A 15779-nucleotide genomic window follows, 5' to 3' on the forward strand; every position below is an offset into this window, starting at 1 on the left:
TCTCAGCTCTCCGGGGCGGCGTGTTCTTGCAGCACGTCGAGCGGCACGATTTCAAGAGCGCGCACATGGGTGGCGTCGAGCCGCACCATGGGGGCGCAGCCCTCGTCATGGGCCTGAAGAAAGCGCGCGGCGCAGAGGCACCACTGATCGCCGGGTTTCAGCCCGGGAAACTGGAATTCCGGGTGCGGTGTGCTGAGGTCGTTGCCGACATATTTGGAAAAGGCCAGAAATTCAGCGGTCATCACCGCGCAGACCGTATGGCTGCCGTGATCCGCGTCGCAGGTGTTGCAATGGCCGTCGCGGAAAAAGCCGGTGAGCGGCTTGGTTGAGCAGGCTTCCAGAGCTTCACCCAGAACATTGCGGGCCTCATCCATGATCGTCATTGGGTCGGTCCTTTTGCTATTCGTCGGCAGAGTGGCGGGTTTTGGGCGTGATTACAAGCGGTTGTAGGATGGGATTAGCTGCGTTCCTCGGCCTTGGCCTGATCCCAGAGCGCGTCCATTTCGGCCAGATCCGAGTCTGACGGGCGCAGACCACGTTCGGCCAAGAGCGCCTCGATCCGTTCGAATCTCCGGGTGAACTTGGCATTGGCGCGGCGCAAGGCGGTTTCGGGGCAGAGCTTCATGTGCCGGGCGAGATTGGCCATGACAAAGAGAAGGTCGCCGAATTCCTCTTCCACCGCGTCTTGAGTCAATTCGGTTACGGCTTCATGCAGTTCCTCAACTTCTTCGCGTATCTTGTTGAGAACATGAGAAGAGTCGGGCCAGTCAAAGCCCACGCGCGCGGCGCGTTTCTGGAGCTTGACCGCGCGCAGGAGCGCAGGCAGGCCAAGAGCCACTCCGTCGAGCGTGCCGGTTTTGGCCTCGGCGGCGCGTTCGGCGGCCTTGACCGTCTCCCAGTCGCGGGTTTGCTGTTCGGCGGTCTTGTCGCGGCTCTCGGAGCCGAACACATGCGGATGGCGCGCGACCATTTTATCCGAGATGGCGTTGGCCACGTCCTGAACGTCAAACAGGCCCCGGTCCTGCGCGATCTGAGAATGAAACACCACCTGCAACAGAAGATCGCCCAATTCGCCGCGCAACTCTTGCCAGTTTTCCTGTTCGATCGCGTCGGCCACCTCATAGGCCTCTTCGATCGTGTAGGGGGCGATGGTGGCGAAATCCTGCTCGATATCCCAGGGGCAGCCCGTGTCGGGATCACGCAGGCGGGCCATGATGGCGATAAGGCGGGGCAATCCGCCAAGGGGATCGTGAATGAGCGTGTCGTCAGGCATTGCGGCGGCCTCGTCTTTGGGGTTGAGTGGACCCTGACGCGAGAAGGAAGGGATGTCCAGAGATGGCCGTGATCAATCGAATTGCCGGGTTTTCCGAGGAAATGACGGCCTGGCGCAGGCATCTGCACGCGCATCCCGAACTTGGGTTCGATTGTCATCAGACAGCCGCCTTTGTGGTCGAACGCCTGCGCGAATTCGGCATCACCCAGATCGAAACCGGGGTGGCGACCAGTGGTGTCATCGCGGTGATCGAGGGGTGGGGGGATGGGCCCACGATTGGTCTGCGCGCCGATATGGATGCGCTGCCGATGACCGAGATCACCGGGCTGGACTATGCCAGCCAGATCCCGGGCAAGATGCATGCCTGCGGCCATGATGGGCATACGACCATGTTGCTGGGGGCCGCCAAATACCTGTCGGAGACGCGGAATTTTGCGGGGCGCGTGGCGCTGCTCTTTCAACCGGCCGAAGAGGGGCCGGGCGGCGGGCGTATCATGGTCGAGGAGGGCGCGCTGAGCCGCTATGGCGTAGAGCAGGTCTATGCGCTGCACACGCTGCCCGGCGCGCCTGCTGGTACGTTCGAAACCACGCCGGGGCCGATCATGGCGGCGGTGGATACGTTGCATATCGACGTGATCGGGCGGGGTGGGCATGGGGCGATGCCGCATGAGTGCCTTGATCCGGTGGTGGCGGCGGTGGCCATCGTGCAGGCGATTCAGACCATTGTCAGCCGCAACCGCAATCCGCTGGATGATCTGGTAATCTCGGTGACGCAGATTCACACCGGCACGGTCGATAACGTGATCCCCGAGACCGCCTATATCAACGCCACGATCCGGACCTTCACGCCCGAGGTGCAGCAGATGGTGCACAGGCGTTTGCGCGAGGTGGCCATGGGCACAGCGGCGGCGCATGGGGTGCAGGCCGAGGTGCGGATCGAATTAGGCTATCCCGCCACTTATAATGACGCGGACAAGACTGCCTTTGCCGCAGAGATTGCGCGCGAGGTGGTGGGCGAGGGGGCCGTCATCGCGGATCGTCCGCGCGAGATGGGGGCCGAAGATTTTTCCTATATGCTGCAAGAGCGTCCGGGGTCGTATCTGTTTCTTGGGCAGGGCGAGGGGCCGGGGCTGCATCATCCGGGATTCAATTTCAACGATGCGGTGGCGCCAATCGGCGCCTCGTTTTTCGCGCGGCTGGTCGAGCGCGCGCAACCGATTGCCTGAGAGGGGAATAGCATGGCACTGGAAGATGCGAAAAAGCAGGTAGATCAGGCATTTACGCGCGATGACCCGCGCGGGCTAAGCTATGAGAATACCTTTGGTGGGGCGCTGTCCTTTGCGCGGCGGCGCTACAGCAAAGACCTCAGCGGTGTGGATGTGGCGATCACAGGCGTGCCGTTCGACCAGTCCGTGACCAACCGGACCGGCACCCGCATGGGGCCGCGCGCGGTGCGCGAGGCGAGCGCGCTGCAGGTCTATGATCCGCCCTACGGCTGGGATGGTTATGATCCACTCTCGCATCTGAGCATCGTGGATTATGGCGATCTGGCGTTTGATTACGCGCAAGTGGCAGTTTTTCCTCAGGCCTTGCATGACCATGCCAAGGGCATTCTGGAGGCGGGAGCAGCCTGTTTCGCGATCGGGGGCGACCATTATATCACGCTGCCGCTGTTACAGGCGCATGCCGAAAAATACGGACCGCTGGCGGTGGTGCATTTCGATGCCCATTCCGATACCTGGGTCGATGACGACCTCACGCGGATCGATCATGGCACGATGATGTACAAGGCCGTGAAACAAGGCTTTGTCGATGTCACGCGGTCGGTGCAGGTGGGGATACGCACCACCAATCCCGATACGATGGGCTTTACCACGCTTGACGCGCGTCAGGTGCATCTGGAGGGGCCGGTGGAAATCGCGCGTAAAATCAAAGAGATCGTGGGCGATGCTCAGGTCTACATGACCTTTGACATTGACGCGCTTGATCCGGCCTTTGCACCCGGCACCGGCACGCCGGTCTGGGGTGGTCTTACCTCGGGGCAGGCAGCGATCATCCTGCGCGATCTGGCGGGCATCAACCTGGTCGGGGGCGATATGGTTGAGGTATCGCCGCCCTATGATACCACGGGGGCCACCGCGATTGCCGGGGCGCATGTTCTGATGGAAATGCTCTGTCTCTGGGGCTGGACCCGTCGGGGTTAAAGAGACAGGCGGCCGGTCATTCCGGCCGCCCGCACCAGATCAGGCGTTTGCTTCGCGGATTTTTTCGGCGGCATCCTTGTCAAAGGACACGCCGGATTTTTCGAACAGCTCGTCGAGTTCTCCCGAGAGCGTCATTTCGGTGATGATGTCGCAGCCGCCCACAAATTCGCCCTTGACGTAGAGTTGCGGGATGGTCGGCCAATCGGAATAGTCCTTGATGCCTTGGCGGATTTCTTCATCGGCGAGGACGTTGACGTCCTTGAACTCGACGCCCATGTAATTCAGCACGCCCGCAACGCGGCTGGAAAAGCCACATTGTGGCATGTCCTTGGTGCCCTTCATGTAGAGCACGACATCGGCGGATTTCACGGTGTCTTCGATGCGGGTCTTGGCGTCAGTCATGATGTGTGTCCTATCGGTCTGTCAATCGGCCTTGGCCGAGGTGTCGGTCTCTTCTGGGTCATACCCGGTTTCATCGTCGCCCAAAAGCGTTACATGGGTGCTGTCGGTTTCTTCGCAATAGCTAAGGCCATAGGCGGCGCGCCCGTCGCGGCGATAGCGGAGGATTTCATGCCACATCGTATAGGCAAAAATTCCAGCGAAGGGTAAAATCAGCAAGGCAACGAGAAGGCGGGGTTCCATCAGGCTCAGTCGGGTGCCTTGGTCGTCAAAGCGAGTGCATGAACGGCACCATTGGGGCCGTCCATCTTGCCCTTGAGCGCGGCGTAGACGGCGCGCTGCTGCTGAACGCGATTCATGCCGCGAAAGCTCTCGTCGATCACTTCGGCGGCGAAATGCACGCCGTCGTCGCCTTCGACGGTGATCTTGGCATTGGGCAGGGCCTGGCGGATCAGGGCTTCGAGATCGGAGGCGAGCATGGCCATCGGTGGTCTCCTTGTCAGGTCTTGCCCAAGATGTAGAGCGCCGCCGGGAGGAGTGCAAGAGAGCGTGGCACCTGCCTTTCATCTGGCGCAAAATACCTCGGGGGGAGCGCCGCAAGGCGCGTGGGGGGCAGCGCCCCCCTCTGGCGAGGTTCAGATTTCCTCGCCCTTCTTGAGCAGATCGTCGATGAGCGCGCGTTGCAGCGCGCCGCTGTCGCCGCCACCATATTGCAGCGCGCCGCCGGAATAGAGCGTGCCGTAACTCTGGGCGAGGTTCACCACCTGACCAAGACCCGAGATGAATTCGTCCTTTTCCAGAGGTTTGAGCGGATGGATGAAGGCGGCCCAGAGAATATCCTTGGCAATGGCGTAGCGCGCATCGAGAGCGGTGTCGAAATTGGCCTGCAGGACGCGGCTGAGGTCCTCGGGCGCAAGGTCTTCGGTCTTGGCCACGGGGGTCATGGCGCGCATCCGGTCGGCGGTTTCATCCGTGACGATGAGAACCTGCACGTCATTGATGCTGAGCTGCCAGACGGTGCCGTTGCTCTGCGCTTGCGGATCGAGGGCGCGGATGATCGTATCGAGCCGGTCGAGCGTCATCGCGGGTTCTGGCTCTGGGGGGGTGTCCTGTGCTGTGAGGGGCGTGGCGAGCAGGACAAGGCTGGCAAGAAGCAGACGACGGAGCATGGACGATCCTTTCATGGCTGGCACGAGCCTGCCACGGTGGCCGTGTCTGCGCCATGGGGCTCCGGATAATGTGAAGGGGAGAGAGGGCGGTCTTAAGGGATCGTTGCGCTTATGCGATGAGCCGCGCGGGGCCCGTCCGCCGGGTGGGCGCAGCAACCTCATCGGCTGGCACTTTATGCCTGTAAAGTACGTCCCCGTTATCAGCGTGTTCAGACCTTGCAAAAGCGCCCGCCCGAGGGGGCGGACGGGCGCTGCGCGGCGGCGCTACGCGCCTTGATTCCGCGCTTTGGAGATTGGGGCGAACGTCAGAAACAGGCCAAAATCGCCATCCTGATGTGCCTGCCTCCTCAGCCGAAGGTCGCCCCGAAAGTGCCCCGGAAGAGGGCCGACAATTCGGCCAGCGGCGCCTCGGATTTGCCCAAGCGCACGGTGTCGCCGGTGAAGCGCCCCACGGAGGTGAGAGGCACGCCCGCTTGACCTGCGGCGATCATGAGCGCCTCGGCCTGATCGAAATTGCAGGCGATGATATAGCGCGCCTGATCCTCGCCGAAAAGCGTGGCGGCATCATCGCTGTCGAGCTGCACGCCCACGCCAGCGGCCTCTGCCATCTCGAAGGCCGCGAGGGCCAGACCCCCATCGCTAAGGTCGGTGCAGGCCTTGATCAGCGCATGGTTGGCGCGGATGAAATCGCCGTGGCGTTTTTCTGCGGCCAGATCCACGGGGGGGGCGTCGCCCTCGACCCGGTTGAACACCTCGGCCAGAAGTGCCGATTGGCCCAGATGCCCATGGGTTTCGCCCAAGACAAGCGCCACATGCCCATCCCGCGCCTGACCGGTGATGGCGGTTGCGGGGTCACGGATGATGCCCACAGCGCCGATGGTCGGCGTGGGCAGGATCGCAGTGCCATCGGTTTCGTTATAGAGCGAGACGTTGCCTGACACGATGGGCATGTCGAGGGCGGCAACCGCCTCGCCGATGCCTTTGATGGCGCCGACGAACTGCCCCATGATCTCGGGTTTTTCGGGGTTGCCGAAGTTGAGGTTGTCGGTTGTGGCAAGCGGGACTGCGCCCAGGGAAGAGAGATTGCGATAGGCCTCGGCCACCGCCTGTTTACCGCCCTCGAAAGGGTTGGCTTTGACGTAGCGCGGGGTCACGTCGGAGGTGAAGGCCAGAAGTTTGTCGGTGCCATGCACGCGGATGAGGCCTGCGCCTTGCCCCGGCGTGCGGGCTGTGTCGGCCATGACCATGGTGTCATATTGCTCATAGACCCATTGCCGCGCGCAGTAATTGATCGAGCCGATCAATGCCTTGAGACCGTCGATGGGATCGACGCCCGGCACGCTGGCCGCATCGAGCGGAACTGCGGGCGCTGTTTCCACCCATGGCCGGTCATATTCCGGGGCAGAGCCCGAGAGGGTGGCCAAGGGCAGATCGGCCTTGATGTCATTGCCATGCAGGATGAGAAAGCGGTCTTCGGCGATGGTTTCGCCGACGATGGCGAAATCGAGGTCCCATTTCTCGAACACCGCGCGTGCCACGGCCTCAAGCTCGGGACGCAGGACCATGAGCATGCGCTCCTGAGATTCCGAGAGCATCATCTCGTAGGCGGTCATGTTCACCTCGCGCTGCGGCACAGCGTCGAGTTGCAGCTTGACGCCCAGACCGCCCTTGTCGCCCATTTCCACGGCAGAGCAGGTGAGGCCCGCAGCACCCATGTCCTGAATGGAAATCACTGCGCCCGTGGCCATCAATTCGAGACAGGCCTCCATCAGACGCTTTTCGGTGAAGGGGTCGCCCACCTGCACGGTGGGGCGTTTTTCCTCGATGCTGTCGTCGAATTCGGCGCTGGCCATGGTGGCACCGCCAACCCCGTCGCGTCCCGTCTTGGCCCCGAGATAGACCACGGGCATACCCACGCCCGACGCGGCGGAGTAGAAAATCTTGTCTGCCTTGGCCAGACCTGCGGCAAAGGCGTTCACAAGGCAGTTGCCGTTATAGGCCGGGTCAAACCGCACTTCGCCGCCCGCGCAGGGCACGCCAAAGCAGTTGCCATAACCGCCAACGCCCGCCACGACGCCATGCACGAGCTGGCGTGTCTTGGGGTGTGACGGCATGCCAAAGCTGAGCGAATTCATCGAGGCGATAGGGCGCGCGCCCATGGTGAATACATCGCGCAGGATGCCGCCCACGCCGGTTGCGGCCCCTTGATACGGCTCGATATAGGAGGGGTGATTGTGGCTTTCCATCTTGAAGACCACGGCCTGACCGTCCCCAATGTCGACCACGCCGGCATTTTCGCCTGGGCCGCAGATCACTTGCGGGCCGGTGGTGGGCAGGGTGCGCAACCATTTCTTGGACGACTTGTAGGAACAGTGTTCGTTCCACATGGCCGAAAAGATGCCCAGTTCGGTAAAGGTCGGCTCGCGCCCGATGATCTCGAGGATACGGTCGTATTCCTCTGGCTTGAGGCCATGGGCCGCGACGAGATCGGGGGTGATGGACGGTTCCTGCATCGGGCGGGCTCCTTCGGGGATGTGCATGCGCGGGTCTTTAAAGCACCCGCGCGGCGGGGGGAAGGGGCGCGTGATCGGCTGTGGGAGATTTTGGGGCATGGCAGCAAAACGGCCCGGCCGCTGAGGGCCGGGCCATAGGCGCGCCGGGAGGGAGGAGCGCGCCGTGAAACGCGGGGCGTTACTGCGTCATCGTCGCGACTTTTTCTGCCACGGCGGTGCGCAATTGTTCGAGCGTCATGGCATATTCCAAGCCACCGTTTTCCCCGACGCTGAGCGTGCCTGCCTCAAAGCCGATACGCTTGGCCTGAATCTGGGCATCCGAGTTGATATCGACATAGATCAGGTGCTCGGTGCTCTCGTCGCCTTCATGCGCCACGACCTCGCCGATGATCTTGTCATCCACAGACGTGAGCGTTGCACCGGTTTCGGCCTCTGCCAGAATATTCTCGACGAGGGTCTTGCCGGCTTCGCGCTCGTCTTTTGCTGTCAGGTCCAGTTCGGTGGGCGCGTGAATGTCACCATTCTCGGCAATTGTGGCCTCTGACCAGGTGTCGGACTGCGCAGGTGCGGCAGTGTCCGCGCCTTGTTCATAGATGGCATCCACGCCGCTGTTGTCTTGCGCTTGCCGTTCAGTGCCGCCTTCGTCTGCGGCCAAGGCCGTCAGGGCGGAAACGCTTGTAAGGGCCGTTGCAAGAGCCAGTGTGCGGAACGTCATAGTATCCTCCGTTTCTGCAGGGTCAGTCCTGCGATTGCATCAACGCGCCGAATGCGCGCTTGGAAGATCAACGCCGGAGGCACGGCGCGGTTCCAAACGGAATGAGAAAAGTTGAGATTCTTTCCCTCGCAGGCTCTGACGACCGCGCGGGAGGGCGCTGCTACTGCATCTCGGGGCGAAGGATCGTTATCCCCACCGCTGCCGCGCGGGCCAGATCGGGGTCGAGAGACATGGGGATATATTCGCCACGCCGCCAGAGTTGCGACAGGTTGTCGTAATAGCGGCTGAGGAAATGCCCCGATTGGCCGGTGGCGATGATGAACACGCTGCTGTCGGGATCGGCAAAGTCGTAGACCCCGCGATAGCCCGCGCCATGGACGTTGTGGAACGGATCCGGGCCGTTGCCGCCGCGCGTGCGCCCGCGCAAGAGCGTGTTGTCGCCCCCCGAGGTGGATTGGCGGATATTCACGAAATAGCGCAGAAGCGGCACATCGCCCAGAACCTGATGATCATGGGTGGCCTGATGCGCGTCGCCCCATCGCAGGCTTTCGAGCGACGCGCCATAGCGCTCGGAAATCCAGATCAGCGCATCGTCGAGCGCCATGCGGGCGGTGTCGGTGCAGGTCTCGACCGCCGTTGACTGCTTGACATCGCACCAGGCGGCGGCCCCGTCGACATTACGGAACACGCGTTCGATGAAGATCGGGTCGGGATGGTCGAACTCGCGCGAGAGGGGGCCGAGGTCGTCGCGAATGAGGCGGTCCATCAGCGCGCGCATCCAGGCTGCGTAGATCAGCGGCTCGGGCAGATGTTCGTTCATCTCGCCGTTCCAGTCGGCCAGCATGGTCAGCGCCCTTTGGCGCAGGCGTTCGGGGGTGCCTTCGGGGGCGGCTTCGCCGGTGAACCAAAGATCGGCGCCGATGAGTGGCAAGAGCGAACGGGCGGTAAAGCTGACGGTGTCCAGCTGCGCCTCGATAAAGCTGTCGCGGGTATGCACTTCGCGGCCCTGCATGAGCCTGCGCCAGCGATGGACGCGCTGCGTATCCCCCCAGAGGTGGCTTACGTGCATGGGAAAGGGGCGATCCACCACCTTGTTGTTGGTATTGCCGAGAATGCCACCCGAGGGGGGCGATGAATTCGGGGTTGGCGGCAAAGGGCAGCATGCCCTGCCAGCGGTTTTCCGGCAGCCAGCCACGCGCGGGCATGCGCCCCCTCGCTCTCGTGGCGGGCGTCGCGGCGCGGCATGGCGCCGATCAGGCGCAAGGCGATGGTGTTCTGGTCTACAAGGGTGAGGTTCTGGGAGGGCGCGATATAGAGCCGGCTGAGGTCGATCGCCTCTTGCACGGTCTGCGCGCGCATCAGGCCGATGGCCGAGGATATGGTGGTATCCTCGGGGCTGAGCGCTGTCCAGGCGAGCGAGGCCACATGGCCCGCCGGGGTCACTTCGGCCAGATCGTAATGGCTGCCGGGCAGGACGGGGCCGTTGTCTGTCCAGCGCAGGGTGAGGGTGACGGGATCGGCATCCTTGATCTCGATGATGGAGCGCGCGGTGCGGAACTCTTTCCAGCCGTCCGGCGTGCGGTACTCATCGGGATTGTCGGGGTTCACCTCTTCGATATAAAGGTCCTGATCGTCGAGATAGGACGAGGTGACGGCCCATCCCAGCCGCGCGCTGCGCCCGGTCAGGATCGCGGGAATTCCGGGAATGGTGCCGCCGATCACGCCACCGGTTTTCAGGTCAAGCCGGGCGAGATACCAGATGTTCGGCGCGGAAAAGCCCAGGTGCGGATCATTGGCGAGAAGTGTCCCGCCCGAGGCCGAGCGCGAGGGAGCAGCGGCAAAGGCATTCGAGGCCCCGGCGAAGGCGCGGTGTTTGAAGGGCGAGAGCGGATCGTCTGTTTCGGGTTCGCTCTGCGCGACGCGCGACCAGTCCGCACCGGGAAAGAGGGCGGCATATTCAGGCAGGGCGGCGATGCCGCTGCCGGGCGCAAGAGGCATGATGTCCGCCAGACGGTCCGGGTCTTCCAGCGCCAGAGCGGCGCGGGCAAAAAGCACTTCGTTTTCGAGATGCGAAGAAAGCTGAACCGCCATGAGCTTGATCAGCGCGATGGAGTCGGCGGGTTGCCATGGGGCGATGGGGGCGTTGAAAATGAACTGTTCCGGGGCACCGCGCCCCAGAGCCTCGCGGTTGATCTCGGTCAGGCGGGCGTTGACGCCATCGGCATAGGCCTTGAGTGCCGCCAAGGTATCGGCATCCTGCGCCGCGACCGACTGGCGCGCGAGCGTATAGAGGTCGAGCCGGCGCAGGGTGCTGTCGATCTTGACGGTGCGGGAGCCGAACACCTCTGAAAGCCGCCCCTGCACGGTGCGGCGCATGGTCATCATCTGCCAGAGCCGGTCCTGCGCGTGGGCATAGCCCAGCCCAAAGAAACTGTCGGCATCGGTTTGGCCGAGAATATGCGGCACATTGGCATTGTCGCGCACGATCTCGACCGGGGCGGAGATGCCCGAAACGGTCAGCGTCTTGTCATAGTCTGGCAGCGAGCGCGACAGCAGGAAATAGGTGCCGACCAGCGCCAGCAGCGCCAGCAGGATGGCACCGCCTGCCAACCTCAACAACCATTTCAAGACCCCTGACATGCCCCGGCACCGCCCTATTTTCCGCTTGCATCACCTGCCGGGGATAGTCAGAAAACCCCGGCAAGACAATGGCACACAGTATGGGAGAGGACAGGACAATGGCAAAACTGGCGTTTCTGGGGCTCGGGGTTATGGGCTATCCGATGGCGGGGCATCTGGCGGCAGCGGGACATGAGGTCTGTGTCTATAACCGCACGGCGGCCAAAGCCGAAGCATGGGCGGCCCAGCATGGCGGGCGGCACGCCGCGACCCCGCGCGAGGCCGCAGCGGGGGCCGACTTCGTGATGGCCTGTGTGGGTAATGACGACGATCTGCGCTCGGTCTGTCAGGGGGCTGATGGGGCGTTTGCCGGGATGGGGCCGGGGGCGATCTTCGTGGACCACACCACGGTGTCGTCGAAGGTCACGGCCGAGCTTTACGCCGAGGCCAAGGCGGCGGGGCTGAATTTTGTCGATGCGCCGGTGTCGGGCGGTCAGGCGGGGGGCAGAGAATGGCCAGCTTTCGATCATGTGCGGCGGTGATGAGGCGGCTTATGCGGCGGCGGAACCGGTGATGCAGGTCTATGCCAAGCTCTGCCGCCGGATCGGCGAGAGCGGGGCCGGTCAGATGACCAAGATGTGCAACCAGATCGCGATTGCCGGTCTGGTGCAGGGGCTGGCCGAGGCGCTGCATTTCGCTGAGAAGGCGGGGCTCGACGGGCGCGCGGTGGTCGAGGTCATTTCTCAGGGGGCGGCCGGATCTTGGCAGATGTCGAACCGCTATGAGACCATGATCGACGACAAGTGGAACCACGGCTTTGCGGTCGACTGGATGCGCAAGGACCTGGGCATTTGCCTGAGCACCGCAGACGAGACCGGCGCGAGCCTGCCGGTGACGGCGCTGGTCGATCAGTTCTACAAGGATGTGCAGAAGATGGGCGGCGGGCGTTGGGATACGTCGAGCCTGTTCGCGCGCTTGCGCAAGCTGGGCTGAACAAACAGGGCGTCAGGCGATCTTGCGGTCGCCTGACAGCCATTTGCGGGTGTCGATGACGTCGAGGATGAGCGAAAAGACATCGACCGCCAGCAGGATCAGGAGATAGGTCCGAAAGCCATCGGCGATGTCTTGGGTCAAGAGCCACAGGATCAGCCCCAGCATCGGCGTCCAGATCAGAACATGCGGCAGGGCCATCACCTTGGAAAAGCCGCGCTCGACCAGCATCAGCACACCATTGCAGAGCATCGCGCCCACCGCCATGAGCGCCAGCCACGCGCCTGCGGGCTGTGTGATAAAGAAGAGCGACGCGGCATTGACCGGCACGAGGATGAGCGCGACCCAAAGCTGCACCCAGAGGGGGAGGCGGCGGTAGCTCTGCCAGATTTGCAGTATCATATGTGCCCCTTCTATCAGGCGTCCTTGGGGCGCAGCGTCAGCCATATCAGCGCGCCGCCCGCCAGCATCAGGAACGGGGCCATCGCGAGGTTTACGGACGTCCAGCCGGCCTGAGGCGTGCCGCCGGAGCAGTTCATCAGCCCACCTGACGAGAGCGAGGCAAAGGTCACGCCGCCAAAGACGATCAGGTCGTTGAGGCCCTGCATGCGGCCACGCTCGTGCGGCGCATGGGCCCCGGCGAGCATGGTGGTGGCCCCGATAAAGCCGAAGTTCCAGCCGATGCCCAAGAGGATGAGGGCGACGAAGAAGTTTTCCAGTTGCACGCCGTTGAGGGCCACAGCCCCCGCACCGGCGAGGATGACAAGGCCGGTGGCCACGATCTTTTCCACGCCAAAGCGGGCAATCAGGTGGCCGGTGAAGAACGAGGGGATATACATGGCCAGCACATGCGCCGTGACCACATCCGCCGCGTTGCCCGCGTCAAAGCCGCAGCCGACCACGGCGAGCGGTGTCGACGTCATCACCAGATTCATCAAAGCGTAGGACACCGTCGCGCAGATCACTGCCACGGCGATGCGCGGGGTTTTCAGGAGTTCCATCCGTGTGCGGCCATGGGGGGCATCCACGGCGGGCACGGGTGGTTTCGGGATGTCGAGCATCAGAAAGAGGAACGCGCCTGCGATATTCAGGGCAATGACCGCAAGATAGGTTCCGAGGAACGGGATCACCATGGCCTGCGAGGTGGCCTTGACCAGTTGTGGGCCGATCACGGCGCTGAGCAGGCCACCTGCCATGACATAGGAAATCGCCTTGGCGCGGAAAGCGTCGCTGGCGGTATCTGCGGCGGCAAAGCGGTAAAAACCTTGGGCCGACATATAGGTGCCGGTGATCAGGCTGCCCAACAGGAAGATCGGGAATGAGGCGGTGTAAAGACCGTATGCGCCAATCGCCCCGCCGATGGCCCCGGCACAGGCGCCGATCACAAAGCCGGTGCGGCGACCATAGCGCTGCATCAGGTGCGAAATGGGCGTGGCGGACAGCATCGAGCCCAGCACGATGAGCGATATGGGCAGGGTGGCGAAGCAGATGTTTGACGCCAGAGATTGCCCGGCAAGCCCGCCCACAACGAAGATCATCGGCATTTGCGCGCCAAGGATCGCCTGTGCGGCGACGAGAACGGCCACATTGCGCTTGGCGCGGCTGTCGTCAGGAAGGAGGGCTGTATCGGTCATGGCGCAAGTGCTAGACCCGTCGCGCGAGGCCTGCAAGCGTAATTCAGGTGCGGTCGATGAGATGCGCGAAAGAGCCGCTGACCCGGCCAAGGGTAAGACCCATGGGGGCAAGAGCCGTGCCTTCGGCATCGGTGGCGGTGAAAAGCGCCGGGCCATCGGCACGCAGGGTCGTGGCATAGTGGAATTCATGCGCCGCCCATGTGCCGGGAAATGGGCCTTGGGCTGCGGTCAGGGTGCGATAGCCCAGATGTAGCCGACGTGTGGCAAAGCTGGTTTCGAGCGGCAGCAGACCGGCCATGGCATGAGGGGTGCCCGAGGCGTCGATCAGGCCATTTCCCAGCGTCATGTATCCGCCGCATTCTCCATAAATATCTGCGTGTTTCACGGCATTTCTGAGGCTATGCATGAAGATATGGTTGGACGAGAGGCGGCCTGCGTGCAGCTCCGGGTAGCCGCCGGGCAGAAAGATGAAACCGGCCTCTGGCACCGGATCGTCGGCGAGGGGCGAGAAGGGTTTGATTTCGGCCCCGGCCGCACGCCAGTCGGCGAGCATGTGCGGATAAGTGAAGCCGAAGGCGCAGTCCTGGGCCACGGCGATGACCTGTGCCGGTGGGGTAAGGCGCGGGGTGGGTGTGGGCCCGGGCAATGGTGCAGCCAGCGACAATAGCGCGTCACGGTCGAGGGTTGCGGCCAATGCGTCGGCGGCGGTGTCGAGGAACTGTTCAAGGTCGGGGCGCTCAGCGGCCTGCACCAGCCCCAGATGGCGAGAGGGTTGCGCGAGTGCCGGAGTGCGCCGGAGTGCTGCCAGAACGGGCAGGCCAAGGGGGGCAAGTGCGCGGCGCAGCATCGCTTCGTGCCGGTCGGAGCCTGTGTTGTTGAGGATGATGCCGGACACGCGCACCATTGGGTCAAACCCTGCGAATCCGGCCACGAGCGGCGCGATCGAGCCTGCCATACGGCCTGCGTCCACCACCAGAACGACCGGCAGGCCCAGATGTCGCGCCAGATCGGCCACAGCGCCGCGCCCGTCTGGGGGCGCTCCGTCGAAGAGGCCCATTGCCCCCTCGATGATCAACAGGCCGTCGCCTGCCGCAAGGCTGCTCAGGCGCGCAGGAGTCATGGCCCAAGCGTCGAGATTGGGGCAAGGCGCGCCGCAGGCGGCCTCGTGAAAGCGGGGGTCGATATAATCGGGGCCGGATTTCGCGCCGCGTACATGCAAACCCTCGCGGGAGAGAAGGCGCAGCAGGGCGAGGGTGAGCGTGGTCTTGCCCGCCCCGGAGGAGGGCGCGGCGAGGATCAGCCCCCGCATGCGGTCTCGGCTGGCAGGCCGCGCCCGAGCGGGTCGAGATCGCGCGGCGCGGCACCGGCCATCATGCCTTGCCAGTCGAGCACCTGACGCATGAGCACCGAACGCCCGATGCAGAGGATCGCGGGCGGCTCGAAGCCGCTGGAGTCGATATCGGCGGCAAGCCGCCCGAGGGTGGTTTCCAGCACGCGCTGATCCGGGGTGGTGGCAGAGGACACGACCGCGCAAGGCTCATCCGCCGGGCGGCCTGCGTCGAGAAGTGCCGCGCTGATCTGGCCTGCGTGTTTCATGCCCATGTAGATCACGATGACCTGACTGCCTTGGGCAATCGCCTGCCAGTTCAGGGACGAGGGCGTGAGGCCGGATTGATCGTGGCCGGTGACGAAGGTCACGGATTGGTTCACGTCGCGGTGGGTCACGGGGATTCCGGCATAGGCCAGCCCGCCGATGCCTGCGCTGATGCCCGGAATGATGCGGATGGGCACGCCGTGCTGCACCAGCGTCTGCGCCTCTTCGCCGCCGCGGCCAAACACGAAAGGATCGCCGCCCTTGAGGCGCAGCACGCGCTTGCCCTCGCGGGCGAGGTCCACAAGTTGCAGGGAAATGTCGCGCTGTTTTGCCGAGGGTTTGCCGCCGCGCTTGCCTGCGTATATGTGGCGGGCCTGCGGCGCCCAGTCGAGGATGCAGTCCTGCACCAGCGCGTCATAGATCACCACATCGGCCTGTTGCAGCGCGTTCACCGCGTGGAGGGTCAAAAGGCCGGGATCGCCAGGGCCTGCACCACAAAGCCAGACCCAGCCGGGTTCCATCCGGGGCCAGTCATTGCCGGGGAGCGAGGGAAGAGAAGAGCGGTGCGAGTCGGTCATGTCTTTCTATGCCGCGAGTTTCATCCGGTGGAAAGGTGGCAAACGACCATGCACCGGGGTCAGAGCGACATGCCGGGAGTGACCGGGCCTT

The 15779-nt window shown here is 63.6% G+C and carries 16 protein-coding genes and 1 pseudogene; 3 read left to right on the plus strand and 14 right to left on the minus strand.

The window, feature by feature from the left end:
- Positions 1-2: 2 nt before the first annotated feature.
- Positions 3-383: a DUF2237 family protein gene (locus ROSMUC_RS03095; protein WP_037269383.1), complete on the minus strand. Its 381-nt coding sequence runs from the start codon at positions 381-383 to the stop codon at positions 3-5.
- Between the two features lie 74 nt (positions 384-457).
- The gene (mazG, locus tag ROSMUC_RS03100; protein ID WP_037269386.1) at positions 458-1273 is read right to left on the minus strand and encodes a nucleoside triphosphate pyrophosphohydrolase; all 816 of its coding nucleotides are present in this window, start codon (positions 1271-1273) and stop codon (positions 458-460) included.
- Positions 1274-1335: 62 nt separating this feature from the next.
- Between mazG and ROSMUC_RS03105 the strand changes: the two genes are divergently transcribed.
- Complete coding sequence (locus ROSMUC_RS03105; RefSeq protein ID WP_037269388.1) at positions 1336-2499, plus strand: M20 aminoacylase family protein; 1164 nt, start codon at positions 1336-1338, stop codon at positions 2497-2499.
- 12 nt (positions 2500-2511) lie between these two features.
- Positions 2512-3477, plus strand: a complete 966-nt coding sequence (gene speB, locus ROSMUC_RS03110) for an agmatinase (protein WP_037269391.1) — start codon at positions 2512-2514, stop codon at positions 3475-3477.
- Between the two features lie 39 nt (positions 3478-3516).
- On the opposite strand, the gene grxD is transcribed toward speB, so the two are convergent.
- The 8 genes from grxD to ROSMUC_RS21255 all read right to left on the minus strand — a co-directional run bounded on the left by grxD (position 3517) and on the right by ROSMUC_RS21255 (position 10913).
- On the minus strand, positions 3517-3879 hold the full coding sequence (gene grxD / locus ROSMUC_RS03115; RefSeq protein WP_037269394.1) for a Grx4 family monothiol glutaredoxin: 363 nt from the start codon (positions 3877-3879) through the stop codon (positions 3517-3519).
- Positions 3880-3900: 21 nt separating this feature from the next.
- Positions 3901-4119, minus strand: coding sequence for a hypothetical protein (locus ROSMUC_RS03120; RefSeq protein ID WP_037269398.1), 219 nt, complete (start codon positions 4117-4119; stop codon positions 3901-3903).
- A 5-nt stretch (positions 4120-4124) separates the two neighbouring features.
- Positions 4125-4361, minus strand: a complete 237-nt coding sequence (locus ROSMUC_RS03125; RefSeq protein ID WP_037269401.1) for a BolA/IbaG family iron-sulfur metabolism protein — start codon at positions 4359-4361, stop codon at positions 4125-4127.
- A 150-nt stretch (positions 4362-4511) separates the two neighbouring features.
- Complete coding sequence (locus ROSMUC_RS03130) at positions 4512-5045, minus strand: type III secretion system chaperone family protein (protein WP_037269404.1); 534 nt, start codon at positions 5043-5045, stop codon at positions 4512-4514.
- A 347-nt stretch (positions 5046-5392) separates the two neighbouring features.
- Complete coding sequence (gene purL, locus ROSMUC_RS03135; RefSeq protein ID WP_037269407.1) at positions 5393-7558, minus strand: phosphoribosylformylglycinamidine synthase subunit PurL; 2166 nt, start codon at positions 7556-7558, stop codon at positions 5393-5395.
- A gap of 178 nt (positions 7559-7736) precedes the next feature.
- A complete protein-coding gene (locus ROSMUC_RS03140; protein ID WP_245875098.1) occupies positions 7737-8273 on the minus strand; it encodes a phosphoribosylglycinamide synthetase in 537 nt (178 codons plus the stop codon).
- Positions 8274-8433: 160 nt separating this feature from the next.
- A complete protein-coding gene (locus ROSMUC_RS20960) occupies positions 8434-9342 on the minus strand; it encodes a penicillin acylase family protein (RefSeq protein ID WP_425442755.1) in 909 nt (302 codons plus the stop codon).
- Entirely contained in the window at positions 9333-10913 is a 1581-nt protein-coding gene (locus ROSMUC_RS21255) for a penicillin acylase family protein (RefSeq protein ID WP_245875100.1), read from the minus strand. Before ROSMUC_RS21255 ends, ROSMUC_RS20960 begins: the two co-directional genes overlap by 10 nt.
- Positions 10914-11011: 98 nt before the next feature.
- Here ROSMUC_RS21255 and ROSMUC_RS03150 point away from each other — a divergent pair.
- Positions 11012-11885: pseudogene (locus tag ROSMUC_RS03150) on the plus strand (NAD(P)-dependent oxidoreductase).
- A gap of 12 nt (positions 11886-11897) precedes the next feature.
- On the opposite strand, the gene ROSMUC_RS03155 reads toward ROSMUC_RS03150, so the two are convergent.
- Genes ROSMUC_RS03155 through cobA form a run of 4 tightly spaced genes read right to left on the minus strand, consistent with a single transcriptional unit; the run spans position 11898 to position 15688 of the window.
- Positions 11898-12284: a hypothetical protein gene (locus tag ROSMUC_RS03155; protein WP_037269411.1), complete on the minus strand. Its 387-nt coding sequence runs from the start codon at positions 12282-12284 to the stop codon at positions 11898-11900.
- Positions 12285-12298: 14 nt separating this feature from the next.
- Positions 12299-13516: an MFS transporter gene (locus tag ROSMUC_RS03160; protein WP_037269414.1), complete on the minus strand. Its 1218-nt coding sequence runs from the start codon at positions 13514-13516 to the stop codon at positions 12299-12301.
- Positions 13517-13559: 43 nt separating this feature from the next.
- A complete protein-coding gene (locus ROSMUC_RS03165; RefSeq protein WP_037269416.1) occupies positions 13560-14825 on the minus strand; it encodes a cobyrinic acid a,c-diamide synthase CobB in 1266 nt (421 codons plus the stop codon).
- Positions 14813-15688 (minus strand): uroporphyrinogen-III C-methyltransferase, encoded by an 876-nt coding sequence (cobA, locus tag ROSMUC_RS03170; RefSeq protein ID WP_037269420.1) that lies wholly within the window; start codon positions 15686-15688, stop codon positions 14813-14815. The genes ROSMUC_RS03165 and cobA overlap by 13 nt, the downstream gene beginning before the upstream one ends.
- Positions 15689-15779 lie beyond the last annotated feature (91 nt).

The sequence above is a fragment of the Roseovarius mucosus DSM 17069 genome (genome assembly GCF_000768555.3).
Lineage (GTDB): Bacteria > Pseudomonadota > Alphaproteobacteria > Rhodobacterales > Rhodobacteraceae > Roseovarius > Roseovarius mucosus.